This window comes from Serratia sp. Ag1, assembly GCF_000743355.1.
Taxonomy (GTDB): Bacteria; Pseudomonadota; Gammaproteobacteria; order Enterobacterales; family Enterobacteriaceae; genus Chania.
This window is the reverse complement of sequence record NZ_JQEI01000018.1, coordinates 71608-93785: the sequence shown is the minus strand read 5'-3', so window position 1 is coordinate 93785 and position 22178 is coordinate 71608. Positions and strand designations below refer to the sequence as shown.

Genomic DNA, 22178 nt, shown 5'->3' with positions numbered 1-22178 from the left:
TAATAACGGGCTTTGTCAGCACTAAGGTGGGCGCGTATGCGCCCCTGAATCATTTAGGGTGCTGGGATGGTAAAGCGGGTGTGGATCTCTTCTAGCGCCTGCAATACGTCTTCTTCCAGCACCACCTCAAAACTGTCGATATTACTTTTCAACTGTTCCAGTGTGGTGGCTCCCAGCAGGGTACTGGCGACAAACGGTTGCTGACGCACAAAGGCCAGCGCCATCTGAGCGGGGTCAAGACTGTGCTTTTTCGCCAACGCGACATATTCGGCAACTGCCAATTGGCTTTGTGCGGATGTATAGCGGGTGAAGCGGCTGAATAGCGTGTTACGTGCTCCGGCGGGTTTGGCACCGTTCAGGTATTTGCCGGACAACGTACCGAATGCCAGGCTGGAGTAAGCCAACAGCTCAATCCCTTCGTGCTGACTGATCTCCGCCAGACCAATTTCAAAGCTGCGGTTCAGCAGGCTGTACGGGTTTTGAATGGTAACAATACGCGGTAAATCGTGCTTTTCTGCCAGTTGCAGATAACGCATGACACCCCATGGGGTTTCGTTCGAAACGCCGATGTAGCGTATTTTACCGGCCCGCACCTGCTCGGTCAGTGCTTCCAGCGTTTCCAGCAGCGTCACCGTGGCTTTATCATCGGTGTATTTGTAGTTCAGTTTGCCGAAGCAATTAGTGGTGCGCTGTGGCCAATGTAACTGATAAAGATCGAGATAATCGGTGTTCAGCCGTTTCAGGCTGGCATCCAGTGCGGCACGGATGTTTTTGCGATCCAGTGCCTGCTGCGGGCGAATACTGTTGTCATTACCCCGTACCGGCCCGGAGACTTTGCTGGCCAGTACGATTTTATCGCGATTACCGCGCGCCTTGATCCAATTGCCGATGTACTGCTCGGTCAGCCCCTGGGTTTCTGGGCGAGGCGGTACGGGGTACATCTCTGCGGTATCGATCAGGTTGACGCCAGCGGCTAATGCATAATCCAGTTGTGCGTGGGCATCGGCTTCGCTGTTTTGCTCGCCGAAGGTCATGGTGCCCAATCCCAGCACGCTCACTTCCAAAGAACTGTGGGGTATACGGTGGTATCGCATTAACGGCCTTCCTTAAGTTGTAACGCTGACAGACGGTGAAACCAGAAATGGCAATAAAGATGCCTTTCTCGACTATAACCAAGCCGTGCAGATGGGGGAAGCGGATTGTGTCTTGACCATGGAAGCAGAGAGATAGGGCAATGAAGCAGGGCACGGCTGGCGTGCCCTGTTAATCATTACTCTTGAGTGCGGTTTTTCTTGCTGCGCATCAAATTGAGCGCTTCGACTGACATAGAGAAGAACATCGCAAAGTAAATGTAGCCTTTCGGCACATGCACTTGGAAACTTTCCAGCATCAGGGTGAAGCCCACCAGAATCAAAAATGCCAGCGCCAGCATTTTTACTGAAGGGTGGCGGTTAACGAATTCGCCAATTGGCCGAGCGGCAAACATCATCACACCGACGGAAATCACAACGGCAGCCATCATGATAAACAGATGGTCAGACAGCCCTACCGCAGTAATCACGGAATCCAGGCTGAAGATAATATCCAGTAACATGATCTGCACGATGGCACCAAAGAAGCTGTGCACCTTGGTGTGATGCTCTTCTTCAGAGCCTTCGATCGTTTCATGGATCTCTTTACTGGCCTTCCAGATCAGGAACAGGCCACCGAACAACAGAATCAGGTCGCGGGCTGAAACGTTGTGCTCCATCACAGTGAACAGCGGTTGTGTCAGGCTGATCACCCAGGCGATCGAAGCCAGCAGTGTCAGCCTCATCAGCATTGCAGCGGCTAAGCCGATGCGGCGTGCCTTGTTTTGCTGCGCTTTTGGCAGTTTGGCTACCACTAGCGAGAGAAAAATAATGTTATCAATACCTAACACGATCTCAAGAATGGTCAGCGTGCCTAACGCCAACCAAGCATTGGGATCCATAATCCATTCGAACATGGCCCTGAACACCTTAAGAAAAATGAAGCGGGAATTATACGCATTAATTGGGCTGGCGATACGTTAACTTAAACATTACATCAACATAATAAGTAATAACCTACGCACCTTGATTATTTTACTTGAATTTTTAGAAAGCGCCTGACTTTCAGGGCGAATGCCGGGTAATAAAATAGGCTAAACCGAAAAATGTCTTGCCAGCAGTGCGCCCGTGAAGCTTTTCTTCAGGTAAAAACCCCGTGGCAGCGTAAGAATCGGCTGGCCCTGTTCACCAATCGCTTCAGTTAAGGCTTTACTGTTGGCGGCTTTGGGGCGCAGTTGCAATATCTCACCATGGCGGGCAGTAATGCGCTCAACGTGGCCGAGCACGATCAGATCCATCAGTTCTTCCCAATCGCGGCGCAGCATCTCTTCTTCTGCCTGATTCGGTTGCCATAGCAGCGGGGAACCGATGCGTCGTTGCGCCAACGGGATCTGCCGCTCGCCTTCCACCGGGATCCACAATACCCTAGCCAGTTTATGGCGCACATGGCTGTTGGCCCAGGTTACACCGCTGTTGCCAGTGAGTGGCGCTACGCAGACAAATGTGGTTTCCAGCGGCTTACCCGCAGCATCAACCGGGATGGTTTTCAACTCAATGCCCAAGTCGGGGAAATCCTGTTCTGGCTTGCTGCCGGACATCGCCCCTAGATACAGCTCCAGCAGCATGCCTACCCAGCCTTTGTCGCGTTTCAGATCCTGCGGAATGGCAATTTGGGCACGAGCAGCCAGCTCACCGAGGTTACAACCCGCCAGGGCTTGTGCGCGTGCAAACAGTTGTGGTTCATTTTCCGGTGATGGAGGCCGCGGGGATAGAAACGTCATGAATCACGCCTGTGATTTTCGGTTAAAAAATGAACCACATTTGTTCACAACCGCAAGCAGCGGAACGAAATGAAGGAAAAGAATAATAGTAGCATGATTTATCATGATTTTTTGCCAGAACGGTGCCAAGAAAAAAACGCCAGTTTGTGCTTGTTCACGTGAAGCCACTGACAATGAACAGGATCTTACACCTATTTATCCACAGATTTATGGGATAACCCAAATTTTTGCCGATCACTGGTTTGATTTACAGCCTTGACGCGGGTACTTTTTTGCGAACTTATCCGTTTTGTGCGTAACTTGGGCGGATAATCTGTGGATAAAATCAACGGTGATGGATCTTTCGCCAGGGAAGGATCCTTAGCGTGCACAGATCACATTTTCACCCTGTACATAAGTAGTTATAAGTTTTTAATATGTTGTTATGAATGAATTATTTTTTAATTTAAATACTCGGGCCGTTTCAGCTTCATGAAGTTTTACCGGCTTATTCCTTGGGTTCTTCACATACCTATCCACAGAAAAAGTGAATAAAACCGTAGTAAAAACCGATCACATGTTTATAACTTTGCCATTATCTGTGAATTATCCCAATGTTATCCGGTCTGTTACGCGGCAAAGCAGTGGTTTACCGCCTGTAGCTTGTGTGAAACAATCAGACTATCTATACGAATTTATGCTTATCGAGGTAGTCCGGTGATCGATGATGATGGCTACCGCCCGAATGTTGGTATCGTAATCTGTAATCGTCAGGGGCAGGTCTTATGGGCCCGCCGTTACGGTCAGCACTCCTGGCAGTTTCCCCAAGGGGGCATAAACCCTGGCGAAACGCCCGAGCAGGCGATGTACCGTGAGCTGTTCGAAGAAGTGGGGTTGAGTAAGAAGGATGTGCGTATCCTGGCTTCAACCCGCAACTGGTTGCGCTATAAATTGCCAAAACGTTTGGTGCGTTGGGACACAAAGCCGGTTTGTATCGGCCAAAAGCAGAAATGGTTCCTGTTGCAACTGATGTGCAACGACGCGGATATCAACATGCAGCGCAGCAGCACGCCAGAGTTTGACGGTTGGCGCTGGGTGAGTTTCTGGTATCCGGTGCGCCAGGTGGTGTCGTTTAAACGTGACGTATACCGCCGGGTAATGAAAGAATTTGCCGTGACCGTCATGCCAATGCAGGAAGTGGCGGCACAGCGGCAGGCTCCCGCTTATCGCCGAAAGAGAGGTTAAGTCAGCAGACTATGCTCACGCGCTTGCGAGAAATTGTTGAGAAAGTGGCCGCGGCGGCCAATCTGACAGATGCGCTGGATCTTTTGGTCAATGAAACCTGTCTGGCGATGGATACCGAAGTCTGTTCGATTTATCTGGCAGATAACGATCGCCGTTGTTACTACCTGATGGCAACGCGTGGGCTGAAAAAGCCGCGTGGGCGCACTATTGCGCTGGCTTTCGATGAGGGCGTCGTCGGTTTGGTCGGGCGCAGGGCGGAGCCCATCAACCTGGCGGATGCCCAGAGCCACCCCAGTTTCAAATATGTCCCGCAGGTAAAAGAAGACAAATTCCGATCCTTCCTGGGGGTGCCGATTATCCACCGCCGGCAACTGCTCGGCGTGCTGGTGGTGCAACAGCGGGAACTGCGCCAGTTTGATGAGAGCGAAGAGTCGTTTCTGGTAACCCTGGCGACACAGATGGCCGGGATCCTGTCCCAATCGCAACTGAATGCCATTTTTGGCCAGTATCGCCAGACGCGTATCCGGGCGCTGGCGGCCTCCCCAGGGGTGGCGGTAGCCGAAGGCTGGCTCGACAGCAGCCAACCTTCGCTCGATCAGGTCTACCAAGCCTCCACGCTGGATATGGTCAGCGAGCGTGAACGCCTGATGCAGGCGCTGGAAGAAGCGGGTGCCGAATTCCGCCGTTTCAGCAAGCGTTTCTCCGCCAGTTCGCAGAAAGAGAGCGCGGCGATTTTCGATCTCTATTCCCACCTATTGAACGATGCCCGCCTCAAGCGTGAGCTGTTTGCCGAAATTGATGCCGGTTCGGTCGCTGAATGGGCGGTAAAACAGGTGATCGAAACGTTTGCCGCGCAGTTTGCGCTGTTGCAGGATACCTATATGCGCGAGCGTGCCAGCGATCTGCGCGCGCTTGGCCAACGCCTGTTGTTCCACCTCGACGATACCACCCAAAGTAATACCCAGTGGCCTGCGCGCTTTGTGCTGGTGACGGATGAACTGACCGCGACGCTGTTGGCAGAAATGCCGCCGGATCGTCTGGTTGGTGTGGTGGTGCGTGACGGTGCCGCTAACTCCCATGCGGCGATCCTGGTGCGAGCGATGGGCGTGCCGACGGTGATGGGGGCCGATATCCAACCGGCGTTGTTGGCCCAACGAATGCTGATTGTTGATGGCTATCGTGGTGAACTGCTGGTGGATCCCGAGCCGGTTCTGGTACAGGAGTATCAGCGCCTTATCAACGAGGAGCAGGAACTCAGCAAGCTGGCTGAAGACGATGTTGAACAGCCTGCGCAATTGAAAACCGGTGAACGGATCCAGGTCATGCTGAATGCGGGTCTCAGCCCGGAACATGAGCAACTGCTTGGCGGGCGTGTGGACGGCGTTGGTTTGTACCGCACGGAGATCCCGTTCATGCTGCAAAGTGGTTTCCCCTCGGAAGAAGAGCAGGTCTCGCAGTATCAGGGCATGCTGCAGCTTTATCCGAACAAACCAGTCACGCTGCGCACGCTGGATATCGGTTCAGACAAACAGCTACCGTACATGCCTATCAGCGAAGAGAACCCTTGCCTGGGGTGGCGTGGTATCCGTATTACCCTCGATCAGCCGGAAATCTTCCTGGTTCAGGTGCGCGCGATGCTGCGTGCCAACGCCAGTACCGGTAATCTCGGCATTCTGCTGCCAATGATCACCAGCCTGGAAGAGATCGATGAGGCGAAACGCCTGATCGAGCGCGCGAAACGTGAAGTGGAAGAAGTGTTGGGATATGACATTCCCAAGCCTAGGATCGGCGTGATGCTGGAAGTACCTTCAATGATTTTCCTGATCCCGTACCTGGCCGGGCGCGTTGATTTTATCTCGGTAGGCACCAACGATCTCACACAGTATCTGCTGGCGGTAGATCGCAATAACACTCGCGTGGCGTTGCTCTACGACAGCCTGCACCCTGCCATGTTACAGGTGCTGAAAATGATCATTGATCAAGGCTCAGCCGCTAGGCTGCAGGTCAGCCTGTGTGGCGAACTGGCGGGCGATCCGATGGGGGCTTTGCTGTTGGTAGGGATGGGCTACCGTAATCTGAGCATGAATGGGCGCAGCGTGGCACGCATCAAATACCTGCTGCGTAATATCGCACTGACTGATGCCGAAGGGTTGGTGCAGCGCGTGCTGGCAGCCCAAACCACCACCGAAGTACGCCATCAGGTGGCTGCGTTTATGGAACGGCGCGGCATGGGTGGGTTGATTCGCGGTGGCCGTTGAATCTGCAAGTGTGGACTGATTTTTTTACAGAACTTTTCCCTGAGGCCGAACCCGAACGCGGTTAAGCCTATGTTATGATGCGCAGCTTGACTGCGATTCGAAGTTTATCGGGGATCCCGATATCGCGTTTGGCACCTGCCGCCCCCAAATGGGGAAAAATAACAGACATGTTGTGGTGATAGATGAGCACTAGCTATCTGGCGTTTCCTAAATTTGATCCGGTGATTTTCTCTATCGGCCCGGTTTCTTTGCACTGGTACGGCATGATGTACCTGGTTGGCTTTGTTTTTGCCATGTGGCTGGCGGCACGCCGCGCCAACAAACCGGGCAGTGGCTGGACCAAGGACGAAGCGGAAAACATGCTGTATGCCGGTTTTCTGGGGGTGTTTATCGGTGGGCGCGTAGGTTACGTGCTGTTTTATAACCTGCCGATGTTCCTGGATAACCCGCTGTATCTGTTCAAAGTCTGGGATGGCGGGATGTCGTTCCACGGTGGCCTGCTGGGGGTGATCCTGGTGATGGTGTGGTTCGCTCATCGGACTAAACGTACCTTCTTCCAGGTCTCTGATTTTATTGCGCCGCTGATTCCGTTTGGCCTGGGGGCTGGCCGCCTGGGCAACTTTATCAATGGAGAACTTTGGGGGCGGGTCACCACCGACACGCCGTGGGCTATGTTGTTCCCGGGGTCCCGTTCCGAAGATATTGCTATTGCAGCCGCCGATCCGAGCTTGTTACCGATATTGAATCAGTACGGCGTGTTGCCGCGTCATCCATCGCAGTTATATGAGATGGTGCTGGAAGGCGTGGTGCTGTTTATTATTCTGAATCTGTTTATCCGCAAGCCACGTCCGATGGGGGCCGTTTCTGGCCTGTTCCTGATTGGTTATGGGGTATTCCGTATTATTGTTGAGGCCTTCCGCCAGCCGGATGCCCAACTTGGCCTGTTTGACGGCTTTATCAGCATGGGGCAAATCCTGTCCGTGCCGATGGTCGTTGCCGGTATGATTATGATGATCTGGGCGTATCGCCGTCGCCCGCAGCAGCAACTGTCGTGAGGAAAAATGAAACAGTATCTGGATTTGATGAAAAAAGTGCTCGCCGAGGGCACACCTAAAGCCGACCGTACCGGTACTGGCACGTTGTCGATTTTTGGCCACCAGATGCGTTTCAACCTGCAGGAAGGGTTCCCGCTGGTGACGACCAAAAAATGTCATCTGCGCTCGATCGTTCATGAACTGCTGTGGTTCCTGAACGGCGAGACCAACATCGCTTATCTGCGTGAAAATAAAGTCACGATCTGGGACGAATGGGCCGATGAGAATGGCGATCTGGGGCCGGTCTATGGCAAACAATGGCGTGCCTGGGGCGCGGCTGATGGTCGCCAGATCGATCAGCTCAGCAATGTGTTACAGCAGTTAAAGCAGGATCCTAACTCACGCCGGATCATCGTTTCTGCGTGGAATGTGGGCGAACTGGATCAGATGGCGTTGGCACCTTGCCACGCTTTCTTCCAGTTTTACGTGGCAGATGGCAAGCTTTCTTGCCAACTGTACCAGCGTTCTTGCGATGTGTTCCTGGGCCTGCCGTTCAACATTGCCAGCTATGCGTTGCTGGTGCATATGATGGCGCAGCAGTGTGAGCTTGAAGTCGGTGACTTTGTCTGGACCGGCGGCGATACCCATCTGTACAGCAATCACATGGAACAGACCCAACTGCAATTGACGCGTGAGCCGCGTGCTCTGCCTAAACTGGTGATTAAGCGTAAGCCCGCGTCGCTGTTCGACTACCGTTTCGAAGACTTTGAGATCGAAGGTTACGATCCACATCCGGCAATCAAAGCACCTGTCGCGATTTAATGCCTCAAAGGGCTCGGTGGATTGACAACCGAGCCCTATTCTCTACATCACTCCCTCTTTCCCTCCTGCAATGCGAAGCCGCACGCATTTTTCTTGGTTTTTCTGGTGGATACATAAAAACGTTGCGTGGCATTTTCCAGCTTGAATAAAGGTTTCTGCAGCCGTCAATCCGGCGCATTACACTCGCCTGATGAACCGATACCCATACCGTCATGGCCGCTGCCAGCAAGGCCTGTCGCTGATTGAACTGCTGGTGGTGATGCTGCTGGCTGGTACGTTGACCTCGTGGTGCATCAGTCAGTGGCATCTTTATCAACAGGCATTGCGGCTGGAACAGACTGCCCAGCAACTGCTGGCTTTTCTGACGCGCTTGCAGGCTGATGCCAACTGGCGTAATCGCAATGCTCTGCTGTGGTTTAAACCCGGTGATCCCTGGTGTGTAGGCAGTGGAACTGCAGCCACGAACTGCACTTCTGCGGTTGGGTGGGTGTTTACACCGATCCATCCTGGTGTGCAATTACAGGATTTCACACAAAAAGAAATGGGCTTTTATGGGCTGCGTAATAATGCTCAAGCCGGGCATATCTTGTTAAGCAATGGTGCGGGTCGCATGCGCCTGGTGCTTTCTGCTAAAGGGCGCCTGCGTTTGTGCAGCGAAGAAACGGTTATTCGAGGGATTGCCTTATGCCAGCCTTAGAACAAGGATTTACCTTGCCTGAAGTCATGCTGGCAATGACCTTTGGCAGCCTGATCGCGCTGGGTGCCGCCAAGACTTTGCCGGTCCTGCGCCAGCAAACTACCGATGTGGGCCGTCATTACCGTTTGGAACAGGTGTTGCGTCAATTGGCTTTCGGGATTGAAAAAGATCTGCGCCGTGCTGGATTCTGCGCCGGGCAGTGCCAAGGGCAGGCGCTAATGATCGGCAATGCGGAGGGCGAGGCTCCGCAAAGCTGCGTGATTGTCGCTTATGACCTTAATCATAATGGCCAATGGGAAAATACCGGCGATGCGGAGTACTTCGGTTATCGTCTGCGCGCAGGCACTTTGGAAGGGCAGCGTGGTGTGAGGCAATGTCGTGGCAATGGTTGGGAACGTCTACACGATCCTGAGGAACTGCGTATTGACGCTTTCTCCATCAGTGAGATGACAGCGCTCAGCGGCAAGTCGCAGGTTCTTTTCAGCCTGAGAGGCCGTTCAACGGTGCGGGAAAATATTCAGCAGAACCTGGAATGGGTGGTCAGTATGGAGGCACTCTGAATATGCAGACACAGCAAGGGGGCAGTACGCTGGCAGCGGTCATGTTGCTGCTGGTCATGGGGTTAATGCTGCTCAATGCCCAGCAGCGGCAATTGGACAGCGCCCTGTTGCTGGCGGTGGACCAACAGCGCTATCTGCGTGCTTACAATCAGGCGGTTTCTGCTTTGAATTGGGGGCTGGTACAACCTTGGTCGCGTGAACAATTGACGACGACCCGATGGCACTGCCAGCAATTGCATAGCGATGCTCTACAAGCCTGCGCCCGGCGATCTTCCCGTACCGGTATTGTGATGGTGCGTGGTGCGGGAATGGTGACCCAGGCTGAACCGCTCTGGCTGTATCAATTGACCAGCGAAACCGGCGCTGTAGGTGATGTTAAACTGCGAGCGGAAAAGGGGGGCTGGCTGGATTTTTGCCCTGAGAAGAAAGAGAGTGATTGTGCCGACTAAACGTTCCAGTGTGCATGGACAGCAAGGATTCAGCCTGCCTGAAGTCTTGATTGCGGCATTGTTGTTCGCGGTGTCGCTGTTGGGGCTGTTACAATACCATCAGGTTTTGTTGCAGGCGTTTCAGCGGCAATGGCAATACCAGCAGGCTTGGTCTTTGGCGCATCACCAGTTGGAAATGTTTAACGCTGGGGTGCTAACGCAGGATAACGCGTCAGCGTTACCCGCCAACTGGCAGCGCGAAATAGACACCCAAGTGGTGGAGGCTTCTTGCCTGCGGCGCACGGTAAAAATACAAACATCACTGCGGCAACAGGTTGAACTCAGCCGCTGGTATTGCATCGAGCAGTAATCAGAGCGAAACACCTATTTGGTTTAAAGGAGCGCCATGTTTAGGGTCTACCACTCCAATCAGCTGGATTTACTGAAAACGCTGACCAGTACGTTGATCACCAGAGAACCCCTGGCCGATCCTTTTCAGCAGGAAGTGGTGCTGGTACAAAGCCCTGGCATGGCGCAGTGGTTGCAAATGCAGCTGGCAGAACAGTTGGGTATCGCCGCAAATATTGCCTTCCCGCTACCGGCCACCTTTATCTGGGATATGTTCACCAAGGTTTTACCGGGCATCCCAAAAGAGAGCGCCTTCAGCAAAGATGCCATGACCTGGAAGCTGATGTGGTTACTGCCTGAGATGCTGATGCAACCCGAATTTGCACCATTGCAGCATTACCTGATCGACGACGGTGACAAACGTAAGATCCACCAGCTCGCAGGCAGAGTGGCAGACCTGTTTGACCAATATCTGGTTTATCGCCCGCAGTGGTTGGAAAGCTGGCAGCGTAAGGAACTCATTGAAGGATTGGCCGAGGCTCAGCCGTGGCAGGCCGCGTTGTGGCGCAGGCTGGTTGAGTACACGCAGGAACTGGGGCAGCCAGAATGGCATCGCGCCAATTTATACCGCCGGTTTATCAGCGAGTTGGAAAGCGCTGAGTATTGCGCGGTTGGTTTGCCCCCCCGCGTATTTATCTGTGGTATCTCCGCTTTGCCACCGGTTTATCTGGAAGCGCTACAGGCGCTTGGCAAGCACATTGATATCCATCTGATGTTTACCAATCCCTGCCGTTATTACTGGGGGGATATTCAGGATTATGCCTTTCTTGCTCGCTTGCAAAGCCGCAGACGTCGCCATTACCACCAAGAGCGGGAACAGGGGTTATTTCGCCAACCAGAACAGGCTGCACAGTTATTTGATATTGAAGGTGAACAACTGCTGAGTAATCCGCTGCTTGCGTCATGGGGCAAACTGGGGCGAGACCATCTGTACTTGCTGTCGCAGATGGAGGCAGTACAGGAGATCGATGCTTTTGTGGATATTCCACCAGATTGCCTGCTGCATACCATCCAGCACGACATGCTGGAACTGGAAGATCACTCGGTGATCGGCACCACGCTGGCCACGTTTGAGCACAGTGGCAATAAACGGCTGCTGGATCCGCAGGATCGTTCTATCAGCCTGCATGCTTGCCACAGCCCGCAGCGTGAAGTTGAAGTATTGCACGATCAACTGCTGGCGATGCTGGCCGAAGAGCCGCAAATGACGGCCCGCGATATCATCGTGATGGTGGCAGATATCGACAGTTACACCCCTTATATTCAGGCCGTCTTTGGCAATGCATCTGCTGAGCGCTACCTGCCGTTTGCTATTTCCGATCGCAAAGCTCGCCAGGCGCATCCCGCTTTACAGGCTTTTATCGCATTGCTTGATCTGCCACAGAGCCGTTTTACCTCCGAACAAGTGTTGGCACTGTTGGAGGTGCCTGCGTTGGCTGCCCGTTTTTGCATTCAGGAAGAGGGGCTGCGTCTGTTGCGCCATTGGGTAGGCGAAGCTGGGGTGCGTTGGGGGCTGGATGACGACAACGTACGCGAACTGGCTTTGCCGACAACCGGTCAGCACACGTGGCGGTTTGGTATTACCCGCATGTTGCTAGGGTATGCAATGGACAGTAATGCGGGTGATTGGCAAGGAGTATTACCCTATGACGAGTCTAGCGGGTTGGTCGCCGAACTGGCTGGCCAACTGGCCGATCTGCTGTATCAACTCAGCGATTGGCGGAAAATCCTGAGTGAGGCTAGAACGCTGGCCGAATGGTCGCCGCTGTGTCGTCGTTTGCTCGAGAGCTTCTTTAAGGCTGACAGCGAAACGGAAGAAGCATTAGCGCTGATTGAACAGGAATGGTTGAAGGTCATTGAGTTTGGCGTGTCAGCACGTTATCCCGATAGCGTACTGCTGACATTGCTGCGTAATGAACTGGCGGCCCGCCTCGATCAGCAACGTATCAGCCAGCGTTTTCTGGCGGGGCAGATCAACTTCTGCACCCTGATGCCAATGCGTTCCATTCCGTTTAAGGTCGTTTGCCTGCTGGGGATGAACGATGGGGTTTATCCACGGACTTTACCGCCATTGGGTTTTGATCTGATGGCCCAACAGGTTAAACGTGGCGATCGCAGCCGCCGTGATGATGACCGATACCTGTTCCTGGAAGCGATCCTCTCGGCTCAGCAGCGGCTTTATATCAGCTTTATTGGCCGTTCAATCCAGGATAACAGTGAGCGTTATCCTTCGGTACTGGTTACCGAACTGCTGGAGTATCTGGAGCAGAGCTATTATTTGCCGGGTGATGAGGCCTGCGATGCTGATGACAGTGCGCTACGGGTAGGGAAACATTTACTTCGGTGGCACTCTCGTATGCCGTTTGCTGCTGAAAACTTCCTGCCGGGGAGTGAGATGCAAAGTTTTGCCGCCGAATGGTTGCCAGCGGCAGACGGGCGTGGCGCTGCCTATCCGGCCTTTAATCAACCGCTGTTGCTGGAAGATAAAGCGCAGATTTCGCTGGATGAGTTGCTGCGCTTCTATCGTCATCCGATACGGGCATTTTTCCAATTGCGCCTCGGCGTTAATTTCGTGTTGGAAGAGACCGAGTTGCCGGAAGAAGAGCCTTTTACGCTGGATAATCTCAGCCGTTATCAATACAACAGCCAATTACTGAATACCCTGATAGAACAAGAAGATACCGCACGATTATTCCAGCGGGTGCGGGCATCCGGTGCCTTACCCTACGGAGCATTTGGTGAGATCTACTGGCAAACGCAGCAGGAAGAAATGGGCGAACTGGCTGAGCGAGTTCGTTGCGAACGGCAGGAAAGCAGCAGCCTGGAACTGGAGATCGAGGTTGCGGGCACGCGTATCAACGGCTGGTTGCACCAGGTCCAGCAGGATGGCCTGCTACGTTGGCGGCCAGCGACGCTTTCGGCCATAGACGGCATGTTGCTTTGGGTGGAACACCTGGTGTATTGCTGCGCTGGTGGCACAGGAACCAGCCGTATGTTTGGGCGCAAAAATTCTATCTGGCGCTTTGCGGCACTTCCCGCTGAAGAGGCCCATGAGCGCTTGGCTGAACTGGTTGCCGGCTATCTGCGTGGGTTATCGCAACCTCTGATGTTATTAAACAAAAGCGGTTGGGCATGGTTGAGCCAGTGTTACCAGGCGGAGACGCAGCAGATTGACTGGGCTGAAGAGGTACAAATCAAAGCCCGCGCTAAGCTGTTGCAAACCTGGCAAGGGGATCAGCGAATACCGGGAGAAGGGGAAGATCCTTATATTCAGCGCGTTTTCCGGCATATGGATAATGGTTATCTTGAACAAATTCTGTGCGAAACCGAACGTTACCTGCTGCCTCTGGCACAGAATAACCTGGGGGAATAATCCTTAAGTGGTGCTGGGTAGGTGGAGATGATAAAAAATGGCTAGATTTATATTCAGCCGTTAGGGAGTGTTTCTCTTTTTCATAGTTTACTGGCATAGCTTTACTGTCTATCGAGCCATGTAACCTGCATCTTTTTAGCGTTATTGTTTTGCACTGTGCCCGTTAGCGTTGGTGAATTGGCGCAGCGGCGAGAGAGATAGGGGTATATTTTGAATATGCGTAGAGGGTTGGCCCGCATCATCGGGTTAATGTTGTTGGTTATGTTTTGTGCTCCACTGAGCTGGGCTGCCCAAGGATGGCAACCGCTGGCGGAAAAAATCCGCAAGAGTGAGCACGATCCGCGCCATTATCAGGCCATCAAGTTGGCGAATGGAATGACGGTATTGCTGGTTTCTGACGAGCATGCCCCGAAGTCACTGGCTGCTCTGGCGTTGCCGGTTGGCTCGTTAGAAAACCCAGAGAATCAGCTTGGGCTGGCTCATTATCTTGAACATATGGTCTTGATGGGCTCAAAACGTTATCCAGAGCCAGAGAACCTCGCTGAATTCCTGAAGAAACACGGCGGTAGCCATAACGCGAGCACCGCATCCTACCGCACGGCTTATTATCTGGAAGTGGAAAATAACGCGTTGGAGCCAGCGGTGGATCGTATGGCCGATGCGATTGCGGAACCGTTGCTGGATCCGGGTAATGCCGATCGTGAACGCAATGCGGTGAATGCCGAACTGACCATGGCCCGCTCCCGCGATGGGATGCGTATGGCTCAGGTTGGGGCTGAAACGTTGAATCCTGAACACCCCAGTGCCCGTTTTGCTGGCGGCAATCTCGAGACACTGAAAGATAAGCCAGGCAGCAAATTGCACGATGAACTGCTTGGGTTTTATCAGCGCTACTATTCTGCCAACCTGATGATGGGGGTGCTATATAGCAATCAGTCATTGACGGAGATGGCCGAGCTGGCCGCTAAAACTTTTGGCCGGATACCGAACCGAGAGGCGAAAGTGCCGCCGATCACCGTGCCTGTTGTCACTGCAGAACAGCAGGGCATCATTATTCATTACGTGCCGGCGCAGCCGCGTAAACAGCTGAAAGTTGAGTTCCGCATCGACAATAACAGTGCGGAGTTTCGCAGTAAAACCGACACCTATATTAGTTACCTGATTGGTAACCGCAGCAATAATACGCTTTCAGACTGGTTGCAAAAGCAGGGGCTAGCGGATGCCATTAATGCCGGTGCCGATCCTATGGTGGATCGTAACGGAGGAATTTTCTCGATCAGTGTTTCACTGACAGACAAAGGGCTGCAGGAGCGTGACAAGGTGGTTGCGGCCATCTTCAGTTATCTGAATATGTTGCGTACCGAAGGGGTCAAGCAAAGCTATTTTGATGAGATTGCCCATGTTTTGAATCTGGATTTCCGCTACCCCTCGATTACCCGCAATATGGGCTATATTGAATGGCTGGTCGATACCATGTTGAGGGTGCCGATCGAACATACGCTGGATGCCCCTTATCTGGCGGACCGTTTTGATCCTAAAGCCATCTCACAGCGTTTGAACGAGATGACGCCGCAGAATGCACGCATCTGGTTTATCGGCCCGGATGAACCCCACAACAAAATGGCTTACTTTGTTGACGCTCCTTATCAGGTCGATAAAATCACGCCAGAACGTTTCGAGAAATGGCAGCAACTGGGCAAAGGAATCACACTCTCTCTGCCGGTGCTGAACCCGTATATTCCCGATGATTTTGCCTTGAGCACGCCGCAGCATGAGTTTACTAAACCGGAATTAGTGGTGAATCAGCCTGGCCTGCGTGTGTTGTATATGCCGAGCCGTTACTTTGCCGATGAGCCCAAGGCGGATGTCACCGTGGCTCTACGCAATCCCAAGACCGCAGATTCTGCACGCAACCAGGTACTGTTTTCTCTAATGGACTATCTGGCCGGTCTGTCGCTCGATCAGTTGAGCTATCAGGCTTCTGTCGGTGGGCTGAGTTTTTCTACTTCGTCAAATAACGGCCTAGCGTTTAATGCCAGCGGTTTTACCCAGCGTTTACCGCAATTGCTGACCTCACTGATTGACGGCTATTCCAGTTTTACCCCAACAGAAGCCCAATTAGTGCAGGCCAAATCCTGGTATCTGGAACAGTTGGATTCGGCGGAGAAGGGCAAAGCCTTTGAGTTGGCCATTCAGCCGGTGCAAATGCTATCTCGTGTGCCCTATACCGAGCGTAGCGAACGCCGTGAAGTGTTGAAAACGCTGACGCTGCAAGATGTTCTGGCCTATCGAGATAGCCTGATTACCGAGGCCACACCAGAACTGTTGGTGGTGGGCAATATGGGTAAACAGCAGGTGGAAGCGTTAGCTTCTACGCTGAAACAGCATTTGGGCTGTACCGGTGTGACCTGGTGGCATGGTGAGAATGTGGTGATCGCAAAGAAACAGCTGGCGAACCTGCAGCGGCCCGGCAGCAGCACCGACTCAGCATTGGCGGCGGTCTATGTACCGACGGGTTACGATGAAGTAACGGGCATGGCATACGGCTCTTTGCTGGGGCAGATTATTCAGCCTTGGTTCTACAGCCAGTTGCGTACACAGGAACAGCTCGGTTATGCCGTATTTGCTTTTGCCACGCCGGTAGGCCGTCAGTGGGGCATTGGTTTCCTGCTGCAAAGCAACAGCAAACAACCGGCTTATCTTTATCAGCGTTATCAGGATTTCTACCCTAAGGCTGAAAAACGTTTACGCGAAATGAGCGAGGCCGATTTTGCGCAATATAAGCAGGCGATAATCAACGAACTGCAACAACGCCCGCAAACGTTGGGTGAGGAGGCTGACCGTTTCAGCAACGATTTTGATCGTGGTAATTTTGCCTTCGATACCCGTCAGAAGCTGATTGCACAAATTACCACCCTGACGTCAGCCAAACTGGCGGACTATTTCCATCAGGCAGTCATTCAGCCGCAGGGTTTGGCAGTGCTTTCACAGGTGAGCGGCAGCAGTCAGGAGAAGGTTGATTTCGCTGTGCCGGGCGAGGCTTGGGTGACTTATCCTAATGCTTCCGCCCTGCAACAGACATTGCCACGTCAGGTGACAACGCCATGACGGCAGTTATTCCCCAGAGGCTTGATACGTTAGCGCTACCGCTGTTTGGCGAACGGTTGATTGAGGCTTCGGCGGGAACTGGCAAAACCTTTACCATTGGGGTGCTCTACTTGCGTTTGCTGCTTGGTTTAGGCCAGGCAGCCGCCTTTCATCGGCCTTTAACGGTGGAAGAAATTCTGGTAGTGACCTTTACCGAAGCGGCCACCGAGGAATTGCGTGGCCGTATTCGCAGCAATATCCACGCGTTACGGATCGCCTGCGTGCGCGGGCGAAGTGAAGACCCATTATTTTGCCTACTGATGGCGGAAATCGACGATCTGTCAGATGCAGCCGCGCAGTTGCTGGCGGCAGAACGGCAAATGGATGAAGCGGCAATCTACACTATTCATGGCTTTTGTCAGCGAATGCTCACTCACAATGCGTTTGAATCTGGCATTTTGTTTGAGCAAACATTGATACAGGATGAGTTGCCGTTGCGGCGTCAGGCCTGTGCAGATTTCTGGCGGCGCCATTGCTACCCTTTACCGCTGAGCGTGGCAAGAGCGATAAGTCAGGAATGGAGCGGCCCAGAAGCGTTGTTGAACGATCTTGCAAGTTACTTGCACGGTGAAGCGCCAACCTTGCGCCAGCCGCCGAAAGATGATGAAACGCTCCTGATGCGCCATGAGCAGATAGTGGCCCGTATTGATGCCATCAAAACCCAGTGGCGTGCCAATGCGGGGGAGTTAGAGGCATTAATCAGCCAGTCAGGTGTTGATAAGCGCAGCTATAGCAGCAAACATTTGCCTAACTGGTTGAATAAGGTTGGCGAGTGGGCTGGGCAGGAGACTCAGGATTATCAGTTACCCAAGGAGCTGGATAAATTCCGCCAATCGATCCTGCTTGAGAAAACCAAAAAAGGTGAAGCACCACGCCACGGGCTGTTTGTGGCGATTGATGAACTGTTTGCCGAGCCCTTAACGCTGCGGGATCTGATCATGGCCCGTGCGTTGAGCGAGATACGCACCTCCATTGCGCAAGAGAAACGCCAGCGTGCCGAGTTAGGGTTTGATGATTTGCTCAGCAAACTTGACGCGGCGCTACAAAGCACAGGTAGCGAGCCACTGGCTCAGGCAATTCGCCAGCGCTATCCGGTGGCGATGATCGATGAGTTTCAGGATACCGATCCTCAGCAATACCGTATCTTCCAAAAGCTGTATCTCGGCCAACCTGACTGCGGCCTGTTGTTGATTGGCGATCCCAAGCAGGCGATTTACGCTTTTCGGGGCGCAGATATTTTCACCTATATGCGTGCTCGTTCAGAGGTGAGCGCCCACTACACGCTTGATACCAACTGGCGTTCGTCACCCGCGATGGTGAGTAGCGTGAATCGGCTGTTTGCTCAGGTAGAAAACCCTTTCTTGTTTAAACAGATTCCATTTATTGATGTTGCTGCTGCGCAAAAAAATCAGCGGCTGGTGTTTGAATGGCGTAACAAACCACAACCGGCAATGCAATTTTGGTTGCAGCAGGGGGAAGGTGTCGGAGTAAGTGATTACCAACAATTAATGGCGCGCTGGTGTGCAGCGCAAATCCGTGACTGGCTTAGCGCAGGGCAAGCAGGTGAAGCCTGCCTGAGTGATGGGGGGGAACGCCGTAATGTACAGGCATCGGATATCACTATTCTGGTGCGTAGCCGTGCTGAGGCGGCGCTGGTGCGTGACGCGCTCAGTGCACTGTCGATCCCCTCGGTCTATCTTTCCAATCGCGACAGCGTATTCGATACGCCAGAAGCCAAAGACTTGCTGTGGTTGCTGCAGGCCGTGCTGGCACCGGAACAGGAGCGCACTCTGCGTAGCGCAATGGCGACCGGTCTGCTTGGGCTGGATGCGTTAGCGCTGGACGCTCTCAATCAGGATGAACAGGCCTGGGATGCGCTCGTTAACGAGTTTGATGCTTATCGTACCCACTGGCAGCGGCGTGGGGTCTTGCCGATGCTGCGTGAGGTGATGGCTCAGCGTCACTTGGCCGAAAACCTGCTGGCCAGCCCCGGTGGTGAACGCCGTCTGACAGACGTGATGCATCTGGGGGAATTGTTGCAAGAGGCAACGGCTCAGTTGGACAGCGAACATGCGTTAGTGCGTTGGCTGGCCCAGCAAATTGCTCAACCAAATCGCCAATCGGATAACCAGCAGTTGCGCTTGGAAAGCGATCGCCATCTGGTACAGGTGATTACTATCCACAAGTCAAAAGGGTTGGAGTTCGATCTGGTGTGGCTACCCTTTATCGGTAATTTCCGCCAACAACAGCAAGTGCTGTACCACGATCGTAACACTTTTCAGGCATTGCTGGATCTTAATGCCAATGAAGAAAGCCTGGCTTGGGCCGAAGAAGAACGGTTGGCGGAAGATTTACGTCTGTTGTATGTGGCGCTGACCCGCTCGGTGTATCACTGCAGTATTGGTATCGCTCCCCTGTTTCTGGGCACACGCAAAAAACAGGGGGAAACCGACTTGCACCGTAGTGCGCTGGGGTATCTGGTGCAGGCGGGGCAGGCTGGTGATGCTGCCTACCTGAAAGAGAGCCTGCAAAAGCTGGCAGTAGGGGGGATTGAGTTTGCCTTGGTCGATGTACCGGATGAACACCCTTGGCAACCACAGGCCATAGTGGCAACCAAACTGGCAGCAAAACATTTCTCGCGGCGGCTGCAGGATTTCTGGCGGGTGACCAGCTACAGCGGCTTACAGCAGCATGGCACGGCAGGTATGCAGGAGCTTTTACCGCGCCTGGATGTCGATGCCGTTGGGGAGTATGTGGCTGATCAAGCACCAGAACTGACTCCGCATACCTTCCCGCGTGGCGCTGCGCCTGGGACCTTCCTGCATAGCCTGTTTGAAACGCTGGATTTTATGCAGCCGCTTGAGGAGAAAAAACTGCTGGAACAGCTGCAAAAGCAGGGTGTTGATGAATGCTGGTTGCCAGTCTTAAAAGACTGGATGCAGGTGTTGCTGAATACGCCGCTTAATGACAATGGAGTGATCCTTTCCGCGCTGGTACCGCAATCCAAGCAGGCGGAAATGCAGTTTTATCTGCCGATCAACGGGTTGCTACAGGCAGATGAGCTGGATCAACTGGTGAAGCGCTACGATCCGCTTTCTGCACAGTGTCCTGAACTGAATTTCCAGCAGGTACAAGGCATGTTGAAAGGCTTTATCGATCTGGTGTTCTGTTGGCAGGGCAAATACTACTTACTGGATTACAAATCCAACTGGCTGGGGGAAGACAGCCGTGCTTACACCCAGCAGGCTATGGAACGGGCAATGGTGGAGCATCGTTACGATCTGCAGTATCAGCTTTATACTTTGGCGCTGCACCGCTACTTGGGCCATCGCTTGGCGGATTATGATTACAACCGCCATTTTGGTGGGGTGATTTATCTGTTTTTACGCGGCGTCGATGCTGAACATCCGGGCAACGGAATTTTTGCCTGCAAACCGGATGAGGCTCTGGTGCAAGGGATGGACTGTCTGTTCAGTGGTGTAACCAGCAGTGCGGAGGAGGGGCAATGATTGAGATCCTGAATCAGGCGCTGGTGCTGGGCGTATTGCGCCCGTTGGATGTGCATTTCGCCCAGATTGTTGCCGGTAATGACGAACCGGAACTCCTGCTGGCGGCGGCCTGCCTGAGCGCAGAGTCAGGGGCTGGGCATGTTTGCTTACTGTTGGATCAGTTGTCACCGGAAACGCTGTTCAATGGCCGCCAGCCTGAGCTGGCCTTGGCCGCCTGGCAGGCCGCTGGGCAACCCGATTTGGCCCACTGGCAACAACGCTTGGCGGCTTCTGCCGCCGTAAGTGATGGCAGCTCGGCCACGCCGATGGTGTTACAGCAGCAGCGGCTGTATTTGCAACGCATGTGGCAGAACGAAGGTGAAGTTGCGGCTTTTATCAGCAGCGACAGGGTTCCACAACCGGTTGAAGAGGGGCAACTGCGTGCGATCCTCGATCACCTGTTTGGTGAGGCAACTGGCGAAGCTGACTGGCAGAAGATCGCTGCCGCTGTAGCAGCTACCCGCCGTATCGCCGTGATTTCTGGTGGCCCGGGTACTGGCAAAACCACCACGGTGGCCAAATTACTGGCCGCACTGGTGCAGCTTGGCGGCGATACGCGGGTGCGTATCCAACTGGCTGCACCAACGGGTAAAGCGGCGGCGCGGCTGACCGAATCATTGAACACTGCCAGCCGTCAGTTGCCCCTTACGCCGGAACAGCGGGCACTATTCCCGGCGGAGGCCGCTACTTTGCATCGTCTGTTGGGCGCACAACCTAACAGTCAACGGATGCGTTATCACCGGGGCAATCCGTTGCATCTGGACGTCCTGGTGGTGGATGAAGCATCGATGGTGGATTTACCGATGATGGCGCGCTTGATTGCCGCTTTGCCACCTAAAGCACGGGTGATATTCCTTGGCGATCGCGATCAGTTGGCTTCGGTGGAGGCAGGGGCGGTGCTGGGGGATATCTGCCGTTTTACCGAGCAAGGTTACAGCGAAACGCGGGCGGCAGAGCTGGCGCGTTTGACCGGCTATAGGTTGCAAGGGCAGCCTGCGGGAGCGGCAGTGCGCGACAGTCTGTGCCTGTTGCGTAAGAGCTATCGGTTTGATGCCAAATCCGGTATTGGCCAGTTGGCGCTGGCCGTTAATGCGGGTGATGGTAAACAGGCGATGGCGGCGTTGAATGGCCGCTATGCGGATGTGGCCGGTTATCCGCTGGCAGAGACTGAGGATTATCAGCACCTGTTGGAGGCTTGTGTTGCGGGGTATCGTGACTATCTCAGGATGGTGGCCGCAGGCGAAGGTGCCACGGCGATACTGGAAGCCTTTGGCCACTTTCAGGTGTTGTGTGCGTTACGCGAAGGGCCGTTTGGCGTTGCCGGGCTGAATGAACGTATTGAAAGCGGGTTGCAGCGCGCGGGGTTGATTCGGCGTAATCCTGGCCCCGCAGGGCGTTGGTATGTGGGGCGGCCAGTGATGATTGGTCGTAATGACAGCGCTCTGGGGCTATTTAATGGCGACATTGGTATTGCTTTGCCCGGTGCAGAAGGCGATCTGCGGGTGCATTTCCAGTTACCGGACGGCAGTATTAAATCAGTGCAACCGAGCCGTTTACCGGCACATGAAACGGCTTATGCAATGACGGTACATAAATCGCAGGGCTCGGAGTTTGACCATACGGTATTGGTGTTACCGAACCATTTTCTGCCGGTGTTGACGCGTGAACTGGTCTATACCGCCATTACCCGCGCACGTAAGCAGCTTTCGCTTTACGCCACAGATAAGGTTCTGCTCGCTGCTACTCGCACCCCAACGCAACGCCGCAGTGGGCTGGCGGAACGACTGCAGGCCGGTTCAGAGTAGGGCGCTGTGAGACAGCGCCCATA

Annotated in this window: 15 protein-coding genes; 12 read left to right on the top strand and 3 right to left on the bottom strand. The window is 53.7% G+C overall.

The window, feature by feature from the left end; translation table 11 throughout:
• Positions 1-53: 53 nt before the first annotated feature.
• The 3 genes from IV04_RS12165 to mutH form a co-directional block, all read right to left on the bottom strand.
• Positions 54-1094 (bottom strand): NADP(H)-dependent aldo-keto reductase, encoded by a 1041-nt coding sequence (locus tag IV04_RS12165; RefSeq protein WP_037403690.1) that lies wholly within the window; start codon positions 1092-1094, stop codon positions 54-56.
• A 176-nt stretch (positions 1095-1270) separates the two neighbouring features.
• Positions 1271-1987: a TerC family protein gene (locus IV04_RS12160; protein WP_037403691.1), complete on the bottom strand. Its 717-nt coding sequence runs from the start codon at positions 1985-1987 to the stop codon at positions 1271-1273.
• Positions 1988-2164: 177 nt separating this feature from the next.
• A complete protein-coding gene (gene mutH / locus IV04_RS12155; RefSeq protein ID WP_037403692.1) occupies positions 2165-2851 on the bottom strand; it encodes a DNA mismatch repair endonuclease MutH in 687 nt (228 codons plus the stop codon).
• 696 nt (positions 2852-3547) lie between these two features.
• Between mutH and rppH the strand changes: the two genes are divergently transcribed.
• The 12 genes from rppH to recD all read left to right on the top strand — a co-directional run bounded on the left by rppH (position 3548) and on the right by recD (position 22155).
• The gene (gene rppH / locus IV04_RS12150; protein ID WP_037403693.1) at positions 3548-4075 is read left to right on the top strand and encodes an RNA pyrophosphohydrolase; all 528 of its coding nucleotides are present in this window, start codon (positions 3548-3550) and stop codon (positions 4073-4075) included.
• An 11-nt stretch (positions 4076-4086) separates the two neighbouring features.
• Positions 4087-6333, top strand: coding sequence for a phosphoenolpyruvate--protein phosphotransferase (gene ptsP / locus IV04_RS12145; RefSeq protein ID WP_037403695.1), 2247 nt, complete (start codon positions 4087-4089; stop codon positions 6331-6333).
• 182 nt (positions 6334-6515) lie between these two features.
• On the top strand, positions 6516-7388 hold the full coding sequence (lgt, locus tag IV04_RS12140) for a prolipoprotein diacylglyceryl transferase (protein ID WP_037403696.1): 873 nt from the start codon (positions 6516-6518) through the stop codon (positions 7386-7388).
• A 6-nt stretch (positions 7389-7394) separates the two neighbouring features.
• Complete coding sequence (gene thyA, locus IV04_RS12135; protein WP_037403698.1) at positions 7395-8189, top strand: thymidylate synthase; 795 nt, start codon at positions 7395-7397, stop codon at positions 8187-8189.
• Between the two features lie 190 nt (positions 8190-8379).
• Positions 8380-8886: a prepilin peptidase-dependent protein gene (locus IV04_RS12130; RefSeq protein ID WP_037403699.1), complete on the top strand. Its 507-nt coding sequence runs from the start codon at positions 8380-8382 to the stop codon at positions 8884-8886.
• A complete protein-coding gene (locus IV04_RS12125; RefSeq protein WP_037403701.1) occupies positions 8874-9446 on the top strand; it encodes a prepilin peptidase-dependent protein in 573 nt (190 codons plus the stop codon). The genes IV04_RS12130 and IV04_RS12125 overlap by 13 nt, the downstream gene beginning before the upstream one ends.
• Positions 9443-9895, top strand: coding sequence for a YgdB family protein (locus IV04_RS12120; RefSeq protein WP_037403799.1), 453 nt, complete (start codon positions 9443-9445; stop codon positions 9893-9895). The genes IV04_RS12125 and IV04_RS12120 overlap by 4 nt, the downstream gene beginning before the upstream one ends.
• Positions 9885-10244, top strand: a complete 360-nt coding sequence (locus IV04_RS12115; protein ID WP_051916777.1) for a prepilin-type N-terminal cleavage/methylation domain-containing protein — start codon at positions 9885-9887, stop codon at positions 10242-10244. The genes IV04_RS12120 and IV04_RS12115 overlap by 11 nt, the downstream gene beginning before the upstream one ends.
• Positions 10245-10280: 36 nt before the next feature.
• Positions 10281-13655: an exodeoxyribonuclease V subunit gamma gene (gene recC, locus IV04_RS12110; protein WP_037403703.1), complete on the top strand. Its 3375-nt coding sequence runs from the start codon at positions 10281-10283 to the stop codon at positions 13653-13655.
• A 216-nt stretch (positions 13656-13871) separates the two neighbouring features.
• Positions 13872-16763 carry a pitrilysin gene (gene ptrA / locus IV04_RS12105; RefSeq protein ID WP_037403704.1) on the top strand — a complete coding sequence of 964 codons (2892 nt, stop codon included), beginning with the start codon at positions 13872-13874 and terminating at the stop codon, positions 16761-16763.
• Entirely contained in the window at positions 16760-20311 is a 3552-nt protein-coding gene (gene recB, locus IV04_RS12100) for an exodeoxyribonuclease V subunit beta (RefSeq protein WP_037403707.1), read from the top strand. Before ptrA ends, recB begins: the two co-directional genes overlap by 4 nt.
• Positions 20308-22155 (top strand): exodeoxyribonuclease V subunit alpha, encoded by a 1848-nt coding sequence (gene recD, locus IV04_RS12095; protein ID WP_037403709.1) that lies wholly within the window; start codon positions 20308-20310, stop codon positions 22153-22155. The genes recB and recD overlap by 4 nt, the downstream gene beginning before the upstream one ends.
• Positions 22156-22178 lie beyond the last annotated feature (23 nt).